Genomic DNA, 15,137 nt, shown 5'->3' on the forward strand with positions numbered 1-15,137 from the left:
ATGGCACGCTTCTTCATCGACCGGCCCATCTTCGCCTGGGTGCTCGCCATCCTGGTGATGCTCGGCGGCACCCTGGCCATCTTCCAGCTGCCGCTGGCCCAGTACCCCAGCATCGCGCCGCCGCAGATCCGCCTCAGCGCCACCTACACCGGCGCCTCGGCCAAGACCATGGAAGACTCGGTGACCCAGGTCATCGAGCAGCAGATGACCGGCCTGGACGGCCTCACCTACATGTCCTCCAGCAGCAGCTCGGCGGGCAGCGCCAGCATCACCCTGACCTTCGACGCCGGCACCGACATCAACACCGCGCAGATGCAGGTGCAGACCAAGCTGGAGCAGGCCAAGGCGCGGCTGCCCGACGAGGTGCAGCAGCAGGGCATCGAGATCCGCAATTCCTCCAGCGACTTCCTGATCATCCTCTCGCTGGTCTCGGACAACCCCGAGGTCGGCGCCACCGACATCAGCGACTTCATCGCCAGCACCCTGTACGACCAGATCAGCCGCGTCAGCGGCGTCGGCGAGGTGACCACCCTGGGCTCCAGCTACGCCATGCGCATCTGGCTGGACCCGGACAAGCTCAAGCAGTACTCGCTGATGCCCTCGGACATCAGCAGCGCCCTGCAGGCGCAGAACGTCGACACCTCCGCCGGCCAGCTCGGCGCCCTGCCGGCGCGCCCGGGGCAGCAGCTCAACGCCAGCATCAATGCGCGCAGCAAGCTCAAGACCGCGGCGCAGTTCCGCGAGGTGGTGCTCAAGTACGCCAGCAACGGCGCCGTGGTGAGCCTCGGCGACGTGGCGCGGGTGGAGCTGGGCAGCGAGAGCTACGACGTGGTCGCCGAGCACGGCGGGCGCCCCTCCGGCGGCCTGGCCATCAGCCTGGCCACGGGCGCCAACGCCCTGGACGTGGCCGAGGCGGTGCAGGCCAAGGTGGCCGAGCTGCAGCAGTTCTTCCCCAGCCGGCTGCAGCTGCGCGCCGAGGTGGCCTACAACACCGCGCCCTTCGTGAAGATTTCCATCGAGGAGGTGGTCAAGACGCTGTTCGAGGCCATCGCCCTGGTGGTGCTGATCATGTACCTGTTCCTGCAGAACCTGCGCGCCACGCTGATCCCGGCGATCGCCGTGCCGGTGGTGCTGCTGGGCACCTTCGGCGTGCTGGCGCTGATGGGCTACTCGATCAACACCCTGACCATGTTCGCCATGGTCCTGGCCATCGGCCTGCTGGTGGACGACGCCATCGTGGTGGTGGAGAACGTCGAGCGGATCATCGCCGAGCGCGGCCTGTCGCCACGGGAGGCCACGCGCGAGTCGATGGGCGAGATCAGCGGCGCGCTGGTGGGCATCGCCGTGGTGCTCTCGGCGGTGTTCGTGCCCATGGCCTTCTTCGGCGGCTCCACCGGGGTGATCTACCGGCAGTTCTCGGTGACCATGGTCGCCGCCATGACGCTGTCGGTGCTGGTGGCCATGACCCTCACCCCGGCGCTGTGCGCCACCCTGCTCAAGCCCGGCCACGGCCAGCCGCGGCACGGCTTCTTCGGCTGGTTCAACCGCAACTTCGAGGCCGGCTCGCGGCGCTACCAGCGCGGCGTCGGCAACCTGCTGGCGCGGCCCGTGCGCGCGCTGGCGGTCTACGCGCTGGTGCTGGCCGGCGTCGGACTGATGTTCCACAAGCTGCCCACCGCGTTCCTCCCCGAGGAGGACCAGGGCATGCTGATGATGCAGATGACCCTGCCGGTGGGCGGCACCGACGAGCGCCTGCAGGCGGTCACCCGCCAGGTGACGGACTACCTGCTGCAGCAGCCGGAGGTGGACACGGTGCTCACCGTGCGCGGCCTGGGCAACGGCGGCAACGCGCAGAACAGCGGCCGCGGCTTCATCAAGCTCAAGGACTGGAGCCAGCGCCAGGGCGAGGCGCACAGCGCCGCGGCGGTGGCGCGGCGGGCCAACCGGGCGCTGGCCGGGATCATCGATGCCGACGTCTTCGTCATCGCCCCGCCGGCCATCCAGGGCCTGGGCGAAAGCGCCGGCTTCGACGTCGAGCTGCAGGACCTCGCCGGCCTCGGCCACGCCGAGCTGCTGGCGGCGCGCAACCGCTTCATCGAACTGGCCCGCCAGGACCCGCGCCTGGCCAACGTGCGCGCCCAGGGCCTGGAAGACACCCCGCAGCTGGACCTGCACATCGACGACCGCAAGGCCGGCGCGCTGGGTGTGGCCGCCAGCGACATCAACGACACCCTGAGCGTGGCCCTGGGCGGCAGCTACGTGAACGACTTCCTCGACGCCGGGCGGGTGAAGAAGGTCTACCTGCAGGGCGACGCCGACAAGCGCATGCAGGCCGAGGACATCGGCGACTGGTACGTGCGCAACGACCAGGATGCCATGGTGCCGCTGGCCACCTTCGTCAGCACCGGCTGGAGCACCGCCTCGCCGCTGCTGGAGCGCTACAACGGCTTCGGCGCTTACGAGATCGTCGGCGAGCCGGCCGCCGGCGTCAGCTCCGGCGACGCCATGGCCGCGGTGCAGGCGATCATGGCGCAGCTGCCCGAGGGCATCGGCTACGCCTGGACCGGGCAGTCCTACCAGGAACGCCTGGCCGGCAACCAGGCGCCGCTGCTCTACGCCATTTCCATCCTCTTCGTGTTCCTTTGCCTGGCGGCGCTCTACGAGAGCTGGACGGTGCCCTTCGCGGTGATGCTGGTGGTGCCCCTGGGCATCCTCGGCGCCCTGGCCCTGACCGGCCTGCGCGGGCTGTCCAACGACGTCTACTTCCAGGTCGGCCTGCTGACCACCGTGGGGCTGGCGGCGAAGAACGCCATCCTCATCGTCGAGTTCGCCAAGGAAGGCTACGACCGCGGCCAGGACCTGCTCGCCGCGACCCTGGAAGCGGTGCGCATCCGCCTGCGCCCGGTGCTGATGACCTCGCTGGCCTTCATGCTCGGCGTGCTGCCCCTGGCGCTGAGCCAGGGCGCCGGCGCCGGCGGGCGCCAGGCGATCGGCACCGGCGTGCTCGGCGGCATGCTCGCCGCGACCCTGCTGGGCCTGTTCTTCATTCCCCTGTTCTACGTGCTGGTGCAGCGCCTGGTCGCGCGCCGTGCCCCGGCCACCGTCGAAGGAGACGCCTGATGCGCACCTCCCCTCTCCCTCTGCTGCTGGCTTTGTTGCTGGGCGGCTGCGTCAACCTGGCGCCGGACTACCAGCGCCCCGCCGCGCCGGTGGCGGCGCAATGGCCCGGCGCCGCGCCGGCCGGCGCCAGCCAGGCCGACGTCGACTGGCGCGAGTTCTTCGTCGACGCCCGCCTGCGCGACACCGTGGCCCGCGCCCTGGCCAACAACCGCGACCTGCGGGTGGCGGCGCTGAACGTCGAGTACCAGCGCGCGCAGTACCGCATCCAGCGCGCCGAGCTGTTCCCGGCGGTCTCGGCCAGCGCCGAGGGCACCCGCCAGCGCGCGCTCTCCGACGGCACCACGGCGGTCAGCAGCCAGTACAGCGTCGGCCTGGGCGTGAGCAGCTACGAGCTGGACCTGTTCGGCCGCCTGCGCAACCTCAAGGACGCCGCCCTGGAGGACTACCTGGCCCTGGAGCAGACCCGCCGCAGCACGCAGATCAGCCTGGTGGCCGAGGTGGCCAGCGCCTGGATGACCCTGGCCGCCGACCAGCAGTTGCTCAAGCTGGCCCGCGACACCCACGCCAGCCAGCAGAAGACCTACGAGCTGGTGCAGCGCAGCCACGGCCTGGGCGGCGAGTCCGGGCTGAGCCTGGCGCAGGCGCGCAGCACGGTGGAATCGGCGCGCGCCGAGGCGGCCAGCTACGCCAGCCAGGTTGAGCAGGACCGCAACGCCCTGGAACTGCTGGTGGGCGAACGCCTGGACGCCAGCCTGCTGCCGGGCGACACCGGCCTGGACGCCGCGCTGCTGGTGACGGTGCCGGCGGGCCTGCCGTCGAGCCTGCTGCAACGCCGCCCCGACGTGCTCGCCGCCGAGCACACGCTCAAGGCGGCCAACGCCGACATAGGCGCGGCGCGCGCGGCCTTCTTCCCCAGCGTGAGCCTGACCGCCAGCGGCGGCAGCGCCAGCGGCGAGCTGTCCGGGCTGTTCAAGTCCGGCAGCCGCGCCTGGAGCTTCGCCCCCTCGATCAGCCTGCCGATCTTCGACGCCGGCAGCAACCAGGCCGGCCTGGACGCCGCGAAGATCACCCGCGACATCGACGTGGCCAACTACGAGAAGGCCCTGCAGACCGCCTTCAGCGAAGTGGCCGACGCCCTTTCCGTGCGCAGCCACATCAACGAGCGCCTGGACGCCCAGCGCGAACTGACGGCGGCCACCGACAAGAGCTACGACCTGTCGCTGGCGCTGTACAAGCAGGGTTCGGACAGCTTCCTGGAAGTGCTGGACGCACAGCGCTCGCTGTATTCCGCGCAGCAGACGCTGATCAGCCTGGAGCTGGCCGAGCAGGTCAACCGCGTCACCCTCTACAAAGTACTAGGCGGCGGTTGGCAAGGCTAACGCTTAGAACAGCCGCGGCAACTCGATACGCACCAACAGCCCGCCGCCCTCGGCGGGCTCGGCGCTGATCCGCCCGTGGTGCAGTTGCACCGCGCGGCTGGCGATGGCCAGGCCCAGGCCGAAGCCGTCGGGGCCGGCGTCGGGGCCGCGCTCGAAGGGTTCGAAGATGCGCCCCAGGCGGCTCTCGTCGACGCCCGGGCCGTGGTCGCTGATGCACACCACCAGGCGTTCGCCGCCCTCCACCAGGCTCGCGCCCACGCGCACCGCGGTGCCCGCCGCGGTGTAGCGCACGGCGTTGCGGATGACGTTCTCGAAGGCCCGGTAGAGCAGCTCCTCGTGGGCGCGGCCGAGGAACGGCTGCTCGGCTACAAGGCGCACCTGGCAGCCCTTGCCCGCCGCCTCGAAGCGGGCGTCCTCGACGATCTGCGCCAGCAGCTCGACGACGTCCAGCAGGCGGTATTCGCCACTGTCCTGGCGCGACTGGGCCCGCGCCAGGGTGAGCAGTTGCTCGATCAGCTCGTCCATGCGCCGCGACTCGCGCTCGATGCGCTCCAGCATGCCGGGCTGCCCCGGCGCCTGCCGCAGCAGGCCGATGGCGGCGCTCATCCGCGTCAGCGGCGACCGCAGCTCGTGGGAGATGTCGTGCAGCAGGTGCTGCTGCGCCTCCACCAGCGCCTTGAGCTGCCCGGCCATGCGGTCGCAGTCCTCGGCCAGGTCGACGATCTCGTCGCGACGGCGCCCCAGGCGCGGCTTGACGCGCACCTCGAAGCGGCCCTGGGCGACCTGGCCCATGGCCTGGCGCAACCAGGCCAGCGGCCGCGCCAGGTACTGGCTGAGCAGCAGGGCGAAAAGCGCGCTCATCAGCATGCCGGTGAACAATGGGCCCAGGCTGCGCGGCGGCGGCGCCTGGTCGAGGGTGGTGGCGGCCGAGGCGCGCAGTAGCAGGCGATGGCCGTCCTGGCTGGTGACCGCCTGCTCGAAGCGCACCTGGGCCACGGCGCGCCCGGCCAATAGCGCGCCCTGGGCGTCGTAGAGGCCGACCTGGACGTCCGGCTGCTGCGGCGACACCTCCAGCAGCTGGCGCCCCGCCGCTTCGCCGAAACGCTGCAGCAGGCGCACCTCGGTGGCCAGCAGCGAGCGCAGCGCCGGGGTGTCGCCGCGCAGCTCGTCGAACATGAAGGCGCCGGCGCCCACCAGGAAGGTCAGGCTGTTGGCCAGCCAGAAGGCCAGGAACAGCTTCCAGAACAGCCGCCCGCGCTTCATTCGACGATCAGCAGGTAGCCCATGCCGCGCACGCTCTGGATCCAGCTGCTGCCGTCGGCGCGCGGGCCGAGCTTCTGGCGGATGCTGCTGACGTGCACGTCGATGCGCCGGTCGTAGCGGGTCAGCGGGCGGCCCAGGGCGTCCAGCGACAGGTCCTGCTTGCTGACCAGTTGCCCGGCCCGGCGCACCAGCACCTCCAGCAGGCTGAACTCGGTGCCGGTCAGCTCCAGCGGCTGGCCGTGCCACAACGCCTGGCGCTTGCCGGGCCAGAGCGCCAGGGCGCCGCTGCCGACGGCCTCCGGCGCGCTGCCGAGCGGCACCTGGGGCTGCACCCGGCGCAGGATGGCGCGTAGCCGCGCGACCAGCTCGCCGGGCGAACTGGGCTTGGGCACGTAGTCGTCGGCGCCCAGTTCCAGGCCGGCAATGCGGTCGATGTTGTCGCCCCGCGCGGTCAGCAGCAGGACCGGCACCTGGCTGCGCACGCGAATGCGCCGCAGCACCTCGATGCCGGACAGGCCCGGCAGCATCACGTCCAGCACCACCAGGGCGTAGGCGCCGCCCAGGGCCTCGGCCTCGCCCTCCTCGCCAGTGCCCACGGCGGTGGCCTGGAAACCCTCGCGGGCCAGGTACTGGCTGAGCATCTCGGTGAGTTCGCGGTCGTCGTCGACCAGCAGTACGGGAATCATGCAGGGCACGCGGTTCAAGGCCTGGAGGGCGCAATGATCCCTTCCGCGGGGCCGCCCTGTCACCGCCGCATGGGCAAACTTTACACATCTTTACCCTGGGTTAACCGCGCCGAACACAGCCCGCTCTTATCCTCATCGGCCGCCAGCCCGGGCCGGGCGGCAGCGCCCGGACGATCGCCGTGCGAACCGTCCGCGCCCCCTGCCACCGCCTGTCTGGAAGTCACGATGCGCCCTACCCGCCTGCTGTTCCCGATCCTGCTGTTCAACGCCACCCTGGCCCACGCCGCAGGCTTCAAGATCGCCGACATCCGCGTCAACGGCCTGCAGCGCGTCTCCGCCGGCAGCGTGTTCGCCGCCCTGCCGCTGAACGTCGGCGACCAGGCCGACGACCACGCCCTGGTGGAGGCCTCGCGCTCGCTGTTCCGTACCGGTTTCTTCCAGGACATCCACCTCGGCCGCGACGGCGGCGTGCTGGTCATCGACGTGGTCGAGCGCCCATCCATCTCCGGCATCGAGATCGAAGGCAACAAGGCCATCAGCACCGAGGACCTGATGAAGGGCCTCAAGCAATCCGGCCTGGCCGAAGGCGAGATCTTCCAGCGCGCCACCCTCGAAGGCGTGCGCAACGAACTGCAGCGCCAGTACGTGGCCCAGGGCCGCTACTCGGCCACCATCGAGACCCAGGTCACCCCGCAGCCGCGCAACCGCGTGGCGCTGAAGATCACCGTCAACGAAGGCACGGTGGCGGCCATCGCCCACGTCAACGTGGTCGGCAACACCGTGTTCTCCGACGAGGACCTGACCGGCCTGTTCGAGCTGAAGGAAAGCAACTGGCTGTCGTTCTTCAAGAACGACGACAAGTATTCCCGCGAGAAGCTCTCCGGCGACCTGGAGCGCCTGCGCTCCTACTACCTGGACCGCGGTTATATCCACATGGATATCGCCTCCACCCAGGTTTCCATCACGCCGGACAAGAAGCACGTCTACATCACCGTCAACATCAACGAGGGTGAGAAGTACAAGGTCCGCGACGTGAAGCTGACCGGCGACCTCAAGGTGCCGGAAGAGGAAATCAGGAAGCTGATGCTGGTCGAGCCGGGCCAGGTGTTCTCGCGCAAGGTGATGACCTCCACCTCCGACCTGATCACCCGCCGCCTGGGCAACGAGGGCTACACCTTCGCCAACGTCAACGGCGTGCCCGAGGCCCATGACGACGACAAGACCGTGTCCATCACCTACGGGGTCGACCCGGGCAAGCGCGCCTACGTCAACCGCATCAACTTCCGCGGCAACACCAAGACCGAAGACCCGGTGCTGCGCCGCGAGATGCGCCAGATGGAAGGCGGCTGGGCCAGCACCTACCTGATCGACCAGTCCAAGCAGCGCCTGGAGCGCCTGGGCTACTTCAAGACGGTCAACGTCGAGACCCCGGCGGTGCCCGGCACCGACGACCAGGTGGATGTGAACTACAGCGTCGAGGAGCAGGCCTCCGGTTCGCTCAGCGCCAGCGTCGGCTTCTCCCAGAGCGCCGGGCTGATCCTCGGCGGCTCCATCAGCCAGAGCAACTTCCTCGGCACCGGCAACTACACCAGCATCGGCCTGACCCGCTCGGAGTACCAGACCAAGTACAACTTCGGCTTCACCAACCCCTACTTCACCCCCGACGGCGTGAGCCTGGGCTACAACCTGTTCTACAGCAGCACCGACTACAGCAAGTACTACGACGACGATGACGAGGTGTCGTACTACTCCCTCGACAGCTTCGGCGCCGGCGTCAGCGTCGGCTACCCGATCAGCGAGACCTCGCGCCTGACCTACGGCCTGACCCTGCAGCACGACGCCATCAGCCCCGGCACCTACAGCGCCGACGAGATCTACGACTTCATCGCGCGCGAGGGCAAGAGCTTCAACAACCTCAAGGCCTCCATCGGCTGGTCCGAATCCACCCTGAACAAGGGCGTGCTGGCCACCCGCGGGCATTCCCAGAGCCTGACGCTGATGGCCACGGTGCCCGGCAGCGACCTGTCGTTCTACAAGCTCGACTACAGCGCCCAGCGCTTCGTCCCGGTCACCGACCGCACCGCGCTGCGCCTGCACACCAGCCTGGGCTACGGCAACGGCTACGGCTCCACCGACGGCCTGCCCTTCTACGAGAACTACACCGCCGGCGGCCTGGGCTCGGTGCGCGGCTTCAAGGACGGCACCCTGGGCCCGCGCAGCACCCCGGCCACCGGCAACTATGCCAGCGCCGGCCAGGCCTACTACTCCGACCGCGACGCCGAGGTGTTCGGCGGCAACATCCTCATCGCCGGCGGCGTCGAGTACCTGTTCCCGCTGCCCTTCGTCAAGGACCAGAGCCAGCTGCGCAGCACGCTGTTCTGGGATGCCGGCAGCGTCTTCGCCGACAAGTGCTACCTGTCCACCACCCAGGGCTGCGGCAACGTCAGCCTCGACCAGATGGCCATGTCTGTGGGCGTCGGCCTGACCTGGTACAGCCCGCTGGGCCCGCTGAGCTTCAGCCTGGCGACGCCGCTGAAGAAGCCCGACGGCGCCGAGACCGAGGTGTTCCAGTTCTCCCTCGGGCAGACCTTCTGAGGCACGCAATTACCGCCTTTACCCCGGCTTAACCCAAGTTCACAGTCGCCTTCCCTATGCTGGCGGCACCTGTTCCGGCGGCCGCCCCGGCCGCCGCCCTGCCACTCAGAACCCGGGACGACCATGGGCCAGACCGACCCCACCGCGCTGCTGGAAGAAGTGCCGCAGCAACTGCTGCACGACGTGCAGCGGCAACTGGCGCGCATCCTCGGCGCGCACTTCACCGCCACCCTCGCCGGCAGCGGCGGGCGCAACGGCGCCAGTCACTACCACCTGGCCATCCGCCACGCACCCAGCGGCCTGTCGGTGGAACACCAGGGCACGGTGGCGCCGCCCTTCATCGAAGAGCTGTTCGCTCTCGCCTGGCGCATGAAGGCCATGCTCGAATCCGCCGAACTGCAACGCCTGGACAAACCCGGCCCGGTACGCCGCCTGGCGTGGATCAGCGAACTGGTCTGCCCGGCGGAACTGCAGAAGGTAGCCGCCAGCCTCTACCCCTCGGCCCGGGTGCTGCTGCCCCAGGGCTGAGCGACAAGCCAAGCCCCGTAGCCCTGTAGGATGGGTTGAGAGAAGCGATACCCATCACCCCCACCGCATGGGCAGGCACAGCTTCTCGTAGGAGCGAGCTTGCTCGCGAACGGTGCTTACCGGCGACAGCGGTGTTTCGGGTTGACGCCGCTCCCTCACCCCAGCCCTCTCCCGGAGGGAGAGGGAGCCGTCCGGCGCGAACGAGAAATTCGGCGTCAACCTGAGCGGGCAGGCACAGCTTCTCGTAGGCGCGAGCTTGCTCGCGAACGGTGCTTACCGGCGACAGCGGTGTTTCGGGTTGACGCCGCCCCCTCACCCCAGCCCTCTCCCGGAGGGAGAGGGAGCCGTCCGGCGCGAACGAGAAATTCGGCGTCAACCTGTAGGAACGAGCTCGCGAACGGTGCTTACCGGCGACAGCGGTGTTTCGGGTTGACGCCGCTCCCTCACCCCAGCCCTCTCCCGGAGGGAGAGGGAGCCGTCCGGCGCGAACGAGAAATTCGGCGTCAACCTGAGCGGGCAGGCACAGCTTCTCGTAGGCGCGAGCTTGCTCGCGAACGGTGCTTACCGGCGACAGCGATGTTTCGGGTTGACGCCGCCCCCTCGCCCCAGCCCTCTCCCGGAGGGAGAGGGAGCCGTCCGGCGCGAACGAGAAATTCGGCGTCAACCTGTAGGCGCGGGCAGGCACAGCTTCTCGTAGGAGCGAGCTTGCTCGCGAACGGTGCTTACCGGCGACAGCGGTGTTTCGGGTTGACGCCGCTCCCTCACCCCAGCCCTCTCCCGGAGGGAGAGGGAGCCGTCCGGCGCGAACGAGAAATTCGGCGTCAACCTGTAGGAGCGGGCCCTGCCCGCGATTTCGCGCGCAGGGCGCGCTCCTACATGGGAATGGTGTGGGTGGGGCAGCGTAGGATCTCATCCGCGAATCGCGCCGGATCGTCCGGCTATCGCGGACAGATCCGCTACGGGGGAGACATACCGTGCTTCCCGGCAACCTGAGCGGACCTTATCCGCCCTACGGATTTTCGATGGGGTTGAGGCTGGAGCGGAGGTTAAGAATCCGTAGAAGACCACCCTCACCCCTCCAGGCGCTCCACCTCCAGGCGATTACGCCCACCAGCCTTGGCACGATACAGAGCCCGGTCGGCAGCATTCACCAACTGCCACTCCTGCCCCCCTGCTACCGTGGCCGGTGCGGTGGCCAGGCCGATGCTGGCAGTAACCACACCGAAGGGGCTCTCACGGTGCGCCAGCCGCTCACCCGCCAAGCGCTGCAGGAAGGCCCTAGCCACCGCCTCGGCACCGGCGCTGTCGGTACTGGGCAGAATCACCGCCAGCTCCTCGCCGCCATAACGCGCCACCAGGTCCCCCGGTCGCCGCACGCAGGCGGCTAGCAACCCGGCCACCACTTGCAGACAGTCATCGCCAGCCTGGTGCCCGTAGCTGTCGTTGTAGCGCTTGAAGTGATCGATATCGACCAGCAACAGCGACAGCGGCGCCCCCTCGCGGGCACAGCGGCGCGCCTCGGTGGCCAGGGTTTCGTCGAAACTGCGGCGGTTGGCCAGGCCGGTCAGCGCGTCCTGGGCGGCGAGCACGCGCAGCTGGTCGTTGGCCCGCAGCAGTTCTTCGCGGGCGGCGGCGAGCTGGCGGCTGGTGCGAGTGCGCTGGCGGATGTCGATGAGCAGGCGCTGGCCGGTCAGGCCGAGCACCGCCAGCAGCACCAGGACGATGCCGGCGTTGAGCTGGGCCTGCTTGCGCCAGTCCTGCAGGGCCTCCGCCTTGCTCAGCGCCACGGTGGTCACCAGCGGGTAGTGGTCGTTGCGGCGGAACACGTAGATGCGCTCCACGCCGTCGAAGCGCGAAGTGCTGCTGGCACTGCCGGAGTCGGCGTGGCGCAGGTAGTCGGTGAACAGCGGCGAGCCCGACAGGTCGCGGCCCAGGTCGGCCTCGCGGAAGGGGTAGCGCACCAGCAACTGGCCGTTGCCCTGGGTCAGGCTCATGGCGCCGTGCTGGCCGATGTCCAGGCGGCCGAACAGGCTGAGGAAGTTCTCGATGCCGAGGGTGGTGGCCACCACGCCGGCGAAGCTGCCGTCGGGGTGGTCGAGGCGGCGGCTGACGGTGATCACCCACAGGCCGCTGGAGCGGCTGCGGATCGGCGGGCCGATGAAGATGTCCCGCGAGGGGTTGTCGCGGTGGTGGATGAAGAAGGCGCGGTCCGCGCTGTTCGCCCCCGGCGGGATGGCGCCGTGGGAGACCAGCAGCCAGCGGCCGTGCGCATCGAACAGCGAAATGCCGACAACCTGGCTGAGCACCTTCTGCTGACGCTCCAGCAGCCGCTGCAGGCGCGCCAGCTGCGCGGGGCCCAGGCCGTCGCTCTCGACGCGGTCGGCCAGGTCCAGCAGCAGCACCTCGCACTGGCGCACCACGCCCTCGGTATAGGAGTCCAGCGCCTGGGTGAGGTTGAGCATGTCGGTGTTCACTTCGCGCAGGGTGCGCTCGCGCGCCGACCAGGTCTGCCAGGCGGTCAGCAGGGCCAGGGAGACGCAGATCATGAACAGCAGCAGGGAGGCTACGCGGGTATCACGCTTCACGACATCACGGGCTCGACGCGGGGTAATCCGTAGCGGACGGCATGGCCCGCGCAGCGGGTATTCTAGCCCGCGTGGGCGAATCCGCCCATGACCGGGCGGTCAGGCCGGCGTATCGAGCAGCGCGCTGAGCACCGCGCGCAGCTTGCCCGGCTTCAGCGGCTTGTTCAGCTGCGGGATGCCCAGGCGCTGCAGGGCGCGGCGGCATTCGTCGCTGCGGTCGGCGCTGATCATCACCGCGGGGATCTCGCGGCCGTAGTGGCGGCGCAGGTCGCGCACCAGCTCGCAGCCGGTGGCGCCGTGGTCCAGGTGGTAGTCGGCCAGTATCGCCTCCGGCGGCTGCGGGCCGAGCAGCGCCAGGGCGGCGTCGCGGTCGGTAGCGGTGAGCACCTCGCAGCCCCACTGGCCGAGCAGCGCGGCCATGCTGAAGAGGATCGAGGTTTCGTTGTCCACCACCAGCAGGCGCCGGCCCGGCAGCGGGTCGCCGGTGCTCGGGCGTGGCGCAACATCGCCGCCGGCGCGCGGCGGCAGCGCCTCGGCCAGGGGCACTTCGAGGGCGAACAGCGAGCCGCGCCCGGGCACCGAACGCACCTGCACCGCGCAGCCGAGCAACCCGGCGATGCGGTCGACGATGGCCAGGCCCAGGCCCACGCCCTGGCGCTCGGCGGCACGGCCGGTGTCGAGCTGGTTGAATTCGAGGAAGATCGCCTGCAACTGGTCCGCCGGGATGCCGCGGCCGGTGTCCCACACCTCCAGGCGCACGCTGGCGCCGCGCCGTCGCGCGGCCAGCAATACGCCACCGCGCTCGGTGTAGCGGCAGGCGTTGCTGAGGAAGTTGCGCAGGATGCGCGACAGCAGGCGCGCGTCGGTGCGCACCGAGAGATTGGGGATGCGCACGCGCAGTTGCAGGCCGGACGACAGCGCCACGCTTTCGAACTCCGAGGCCAGCGGGCCGAGCAATTCGTCCAGGCCGTGGACGTCCAGGTCCGGACGGATCGCGCTCTGGTCCAGGCGGGCGATCTCCAGCAGGTCGGTGAGCAGGTTTTCCGCGCCTTCCAGGGCCTGGTGGGTGCGCTCCACCAGTTGCTGCTCGGCGCCTGGCAATTGCCGCTCGCGCAGGGTGGCCACCAGCAGGCGCGCGGCGTTGAGCGGTTGCAGCAAGTCGTGGCTGGCCGCCGCCAGGTACTTGTCCTTGCTGTGGTTGGCCGCTTCGGCGGCGTCGCGGGCCTCGCGCAGTTGCTGGTTCAGCGCTTCCAGCTCGCCGGTGCGTTCGGCGACGCGCTGCTCCAGTTCCTCATTGAGGGTCTGCAGGCGCTGCTGGGCCAGGATGCGTTCGGTGATGTCGGCGACGAAGCCTTCCACCAGGCCTTCCTCGTCGGGCTTGAGCAGCAGGTTCATGAGCACGTCGACGTGGCTACCGTCCTTGCGCAGCAGGCGCGTCTCGTAGCCGAACAGCCCGCCCTGCTCGCGCAGCAGGTCGCGGATGCGGCGCATCTCCGCCTCGCCGCCGGCGAACAGTTGCGTGGCCATGTCCTGCAGGTTCCACAACACCTGCTGCGGGTCGGCGTAGCCGAGCATCCGCGCCAGGGCCGGGTTGGCCGCGCGCAGGCCGTCGCTGAGGCTGGCCTGGAAGATGCCGTGCACGGCGTGCTCGAACAGCCACTTGTAGCGGTTGCGCTCGGTTTCCAGCTCCTCCAGGCGCGCCAGCAGCTCGGGGTAGTGGCTCTTGCGCGTGGAGTGGCTGCCCAGGCCGAGCAGCGCCGCCAGGGCGTCCTGCTGCGGCTCAGAGGGCCTCGCCATAGACCACCTCGACGTCGCGCTGGCTGGATTCGCGGGGGTTGGTGAGGATGCACGGGTCCTGCATGGCGTGGCGCGACAGGAAGGGAATGTCGGAGATGCCCACGCCGTGCGGGCCGAGGGTCTCGTGGAAGCCCACGGCGCGCTTGAGGGCGATCAGGTGCTCGACCAGGCGCTGGCGGATCTGCGCGTGGCTGAGGCCGCGGCAGTCGATGCCGAAGGTCTCGGCGATGACCTTGAAGCGCTCGGGCGCGGCGTTGTAGTTGAAGGCCACCACGTGCTCCACCAGCACCGCGTTGCACAGCCCGTGGGGCAGGTCGAGGTAGCCGCCGAGGCTGTGGGACATGGCGTGCACCGCGCCGAGGATGGCGTTGGAGAAGGCCAGCCCGGCCTGCATGCTGCCGAGCATGATTTTCTCGCGCAGGGCGATGTCGTTGGGGTTGGCGATCATCTGCACCAGGTTGCCGTCGATCAGGCGCATGACCTCCAGCGCGTGGCTGTCGGTGAGCGGGCCGTGGCCGGTGGAGACGAAGGCCTCGATGGCGTGGACCAGGGCGTCGATGCCGGTGCAGGCGGAGAGGAAGCCGTCCATGCTCAGGGTGGTTTCCGGGTCGATCAGCGACACGTCGGGCACCACCGCCTTGCTCACCACCGAGAACTTCATGCGCTCGTCCTGGTTGGAGATGATGACGAACTGCGAGACGTCGGCCGAGGTACCGGCGGTGGTGGGGATGAGGATCAGCGGCGGACTGGGCACGCGCAGCTTGTCGACGCCCTCGAACTCGAGGATGTTGCGGCCGTGGGCGGCGACGATGCCGATGCCCTTGGCGCAGTCCATGGGGCTGCCGCCGCCGACCGCGACTATCACGTTGCAGCCCTCGCTGCGGTAGATGTCGGCGCCGCGCATCACTTCTTCCACGCGCGGGTTTGGGGATACGTCGGTGTACAGGCAGTGCTCGATGCCCTGCCCGGCCAGGCTGGCCTGCACGTCGGCCACCCAGCCGGCGGCGAGCACGCCGGGGTCGGACACCAGCAGCACCTTGCGGGCGCCGAAGGTCTTGGCGTAGTTGGCGACGGTGTGCCGGCAGCCGGCACCGAAGATGATCTCTGGCGAGACGAATTTGCGCAGCAGGCTGAGGTCGTGGCTCATGGGGTGCTTGTTCTTGTTATGAAATGTTTCCGCGAGC

General features: G+C 69.5%; 9 protein-coding genes. 4 read left to right on the forward strand and 5 right to left on the reverse strand.

The features are described 5' to 3' along the window. Together IG194_RS00005 and IG194_RS00010 are read left to right on the forward strand one after the other, a co-directional pair. The gene (locus IG194_RS00005; protein WP_058490053.1) at positions 1–3,120 is read left to right on the forward strand and encodes an efflux RND transporter permease subunit; all 3,120 of its coding nucleotides are present in this window, start codon (positions 1–3) and stop codon (positions 3,118–3,120) included. Beyond that, positions 3,120–4,499: an efflux transporter outer membrane subunit gene (locus IG194_RS00010; RefSeq protein ID WP_058490054.1), complete on the forward strand. Its 1,380-nt coding sequence runs from the start codon at positions 3,120–3,122 to the stop codon at positions 4,497–4,499. Before IG194_RS00005 ends, IG194_RS00010 begins: the two co-directional genes overlap by 1 nt. 3 nt (positions 4,500–4,502) lie before the next feature. On the opposite strand, the gene IG194_RS00015 is transcribed toward IG194_RS00010, so the two are convergent. After that, on the reverse strand, positions 4,503–5,762 hold the full coding sequence (locus tag IG194_RS00015) for an ATP-binding protein (RefSeq protein WP_058490055.1): 1,260 nt from the start codon (positions 5,760–5,762) through the stop codon (positions 4,503–4,505). Beyond that, complete coding sequence (locus IG194_RS00020; protein WP_058490056.1) at positions 5,759–6,448, reverse strand: response regulator transcription factor; 690 nt, start codon at positions 6,446–6,448, stop codon at positions 5,759–5,761. The genes IG194_RS00015 and IG194_RS00020 overlap by 4 nt, the downstream gene beginning before the upstream one ends. Before the next feature lie 225 nt (positions 6,449–6,673). Between IG194_RS00020 and bamA the strand changes: the two genes are divergently transcribed. Together bamA and IG194_RS00030 are read left to right on the forward strand one after the other, a co-directional pair. Beyond that, positions 6,674–9,043: an outer membrane protein assembly factor BamA gene (gene bamA / locus IG194_RS00025; RefSeq protein ID WP_058490057.1), complete on the forward strand. Its 2,370-nt coding sequence runs from the start codon at positions 6,674–6,676 to the stop codon at positions 9,041–9,043. A 123-nt stretch (positions 9,044–9,166) separates the two neighbouring features. Next, on the forward strand, positions 9,167–9,571 hold the full coding sequence (locus IG194_RS00030; RefSeq protein ID WP_058490058.1) for a hypothetical protein: 405 nt from the start codon (positions 9,167–9,169) through the stop codon (positions 9,569–9,571). A 1,070-nt stretch (positions 9,572–10,641) separates the two neighbouring features. Here IG194_RS00030 and IG194_RS00035 read toward each other — a convergent pair. The 3 genes from IG194_RS00035 to ercA all read right to left on the reverse strand — a co-directional run bounded on the left by IG194_RS00035 (position 10,642) and on the right by ercA (position 15,100). Next, positions 10,642–12,156, reverse strand: coding sequence for a sensor domain-containing diguanylate cyclase (locus IG194_RS00035; protein WP_058490059.1), 1,515 nt, complete (start codon positions 12,154–12,156; stop codon positions 10,642–10,644). Between the two features lie 99 nt (positions 12,157–12,255). Continuing rightward, a complete protein-coding gene (locus IG194_RS00040; protein ID WP_058490060.1) occupies positions 12,256–13,953 on the reverse strand; it encodes a NahK/ErcS family hybrid sensor histidine kinase/response regulator in 1,698 nt (565 codons plus the stop codon). Next, positions 13,937–15,100, reverse strand: coding sequence for an alcohol dehydrogenase-like regulatory protein ErcA (gene ercA / locus IG194_RS00045; protein ID WP_192353630.1), 1,164 nt, complete (start codon positions 15,098–15,100; stop codon positions 13,937–13,939). Before ercA ends, IG194_RS00040 begins: the two co-directional genes overlap by 17 nt. Positions 15,101–15,137: the final 37 nt, after the last annotated feature.

Source organism: Pseudomonas sp. ADPe, assembly GCF_014843515.1.
Classification (GTDB): Bacteria; Pseudomonadota; Gammaproteobacteria; order Pseudomonadales; family Pseudomonadaceae; genus Pseudomonas; species Pseudomonas citronellolis.

Excerpts from the sequence above, each read along its gene's own strand:
- IG194_RS00005 (WP_058490053.1), top strand. The coding sequence starts at position 1 with ATGGCACGCTTCTTCATCGACCGGCCCATCTTCGCCTGGGTGCTCGCC.
- IG194_RS00010 (WP_058490054.1), top strand. The coding sequence starts at position 3,120 with ATGCGCACCTCCCCTCTCCCTCTGCTGCTGGCTTTGTTGCTGGGCGGC.
- IG194_RS00015 (WP_058490055.1), bottom strand. The coding sequence starts at position 5,762 with ATGAAGCGCGGGCGGCTGTTCTGGAAGCTGTTCCTGGCCTTCTGGCTG.
- IG194_RS00020 (WP_058490056.1), bottom strand. The coding sequence starts at position 6,448 with ATGATTCCCGTACTGCTGGTCGACGACGACCGCGAACTCACCGAGATG.
- bamA (WP_058490057.1), top strand. The coding sequence starts at position 6,674 with ATGCGCCCTACCCGCCTGCTGTTCCCGATCCTGCTGTTCAACGCCACC.
- IG194_RS00030 (WP_058490058.1), top strand. The coding sequence starts at position 9,167 with ATGGGCCAGACCGACCCCACCGCGCTGCTGGAAGAAGTGCCGCAGCAA.
- IG194_RS00040 (WP_058490060.1), bottom strand. The coding sequence starts at position 13,953 with ATGGCGAGGCCCTCTGAGCCGCAGCAGGACGCCCTGGCGGCGCTGCTC.
- ercA (WP_192353630.1), bottom strand. The coding sequence starts at position 15,100 with ATGAGCCACGACCTCAGCCTGCTGCGCAAATTCGTCTCGCCAGAGATC.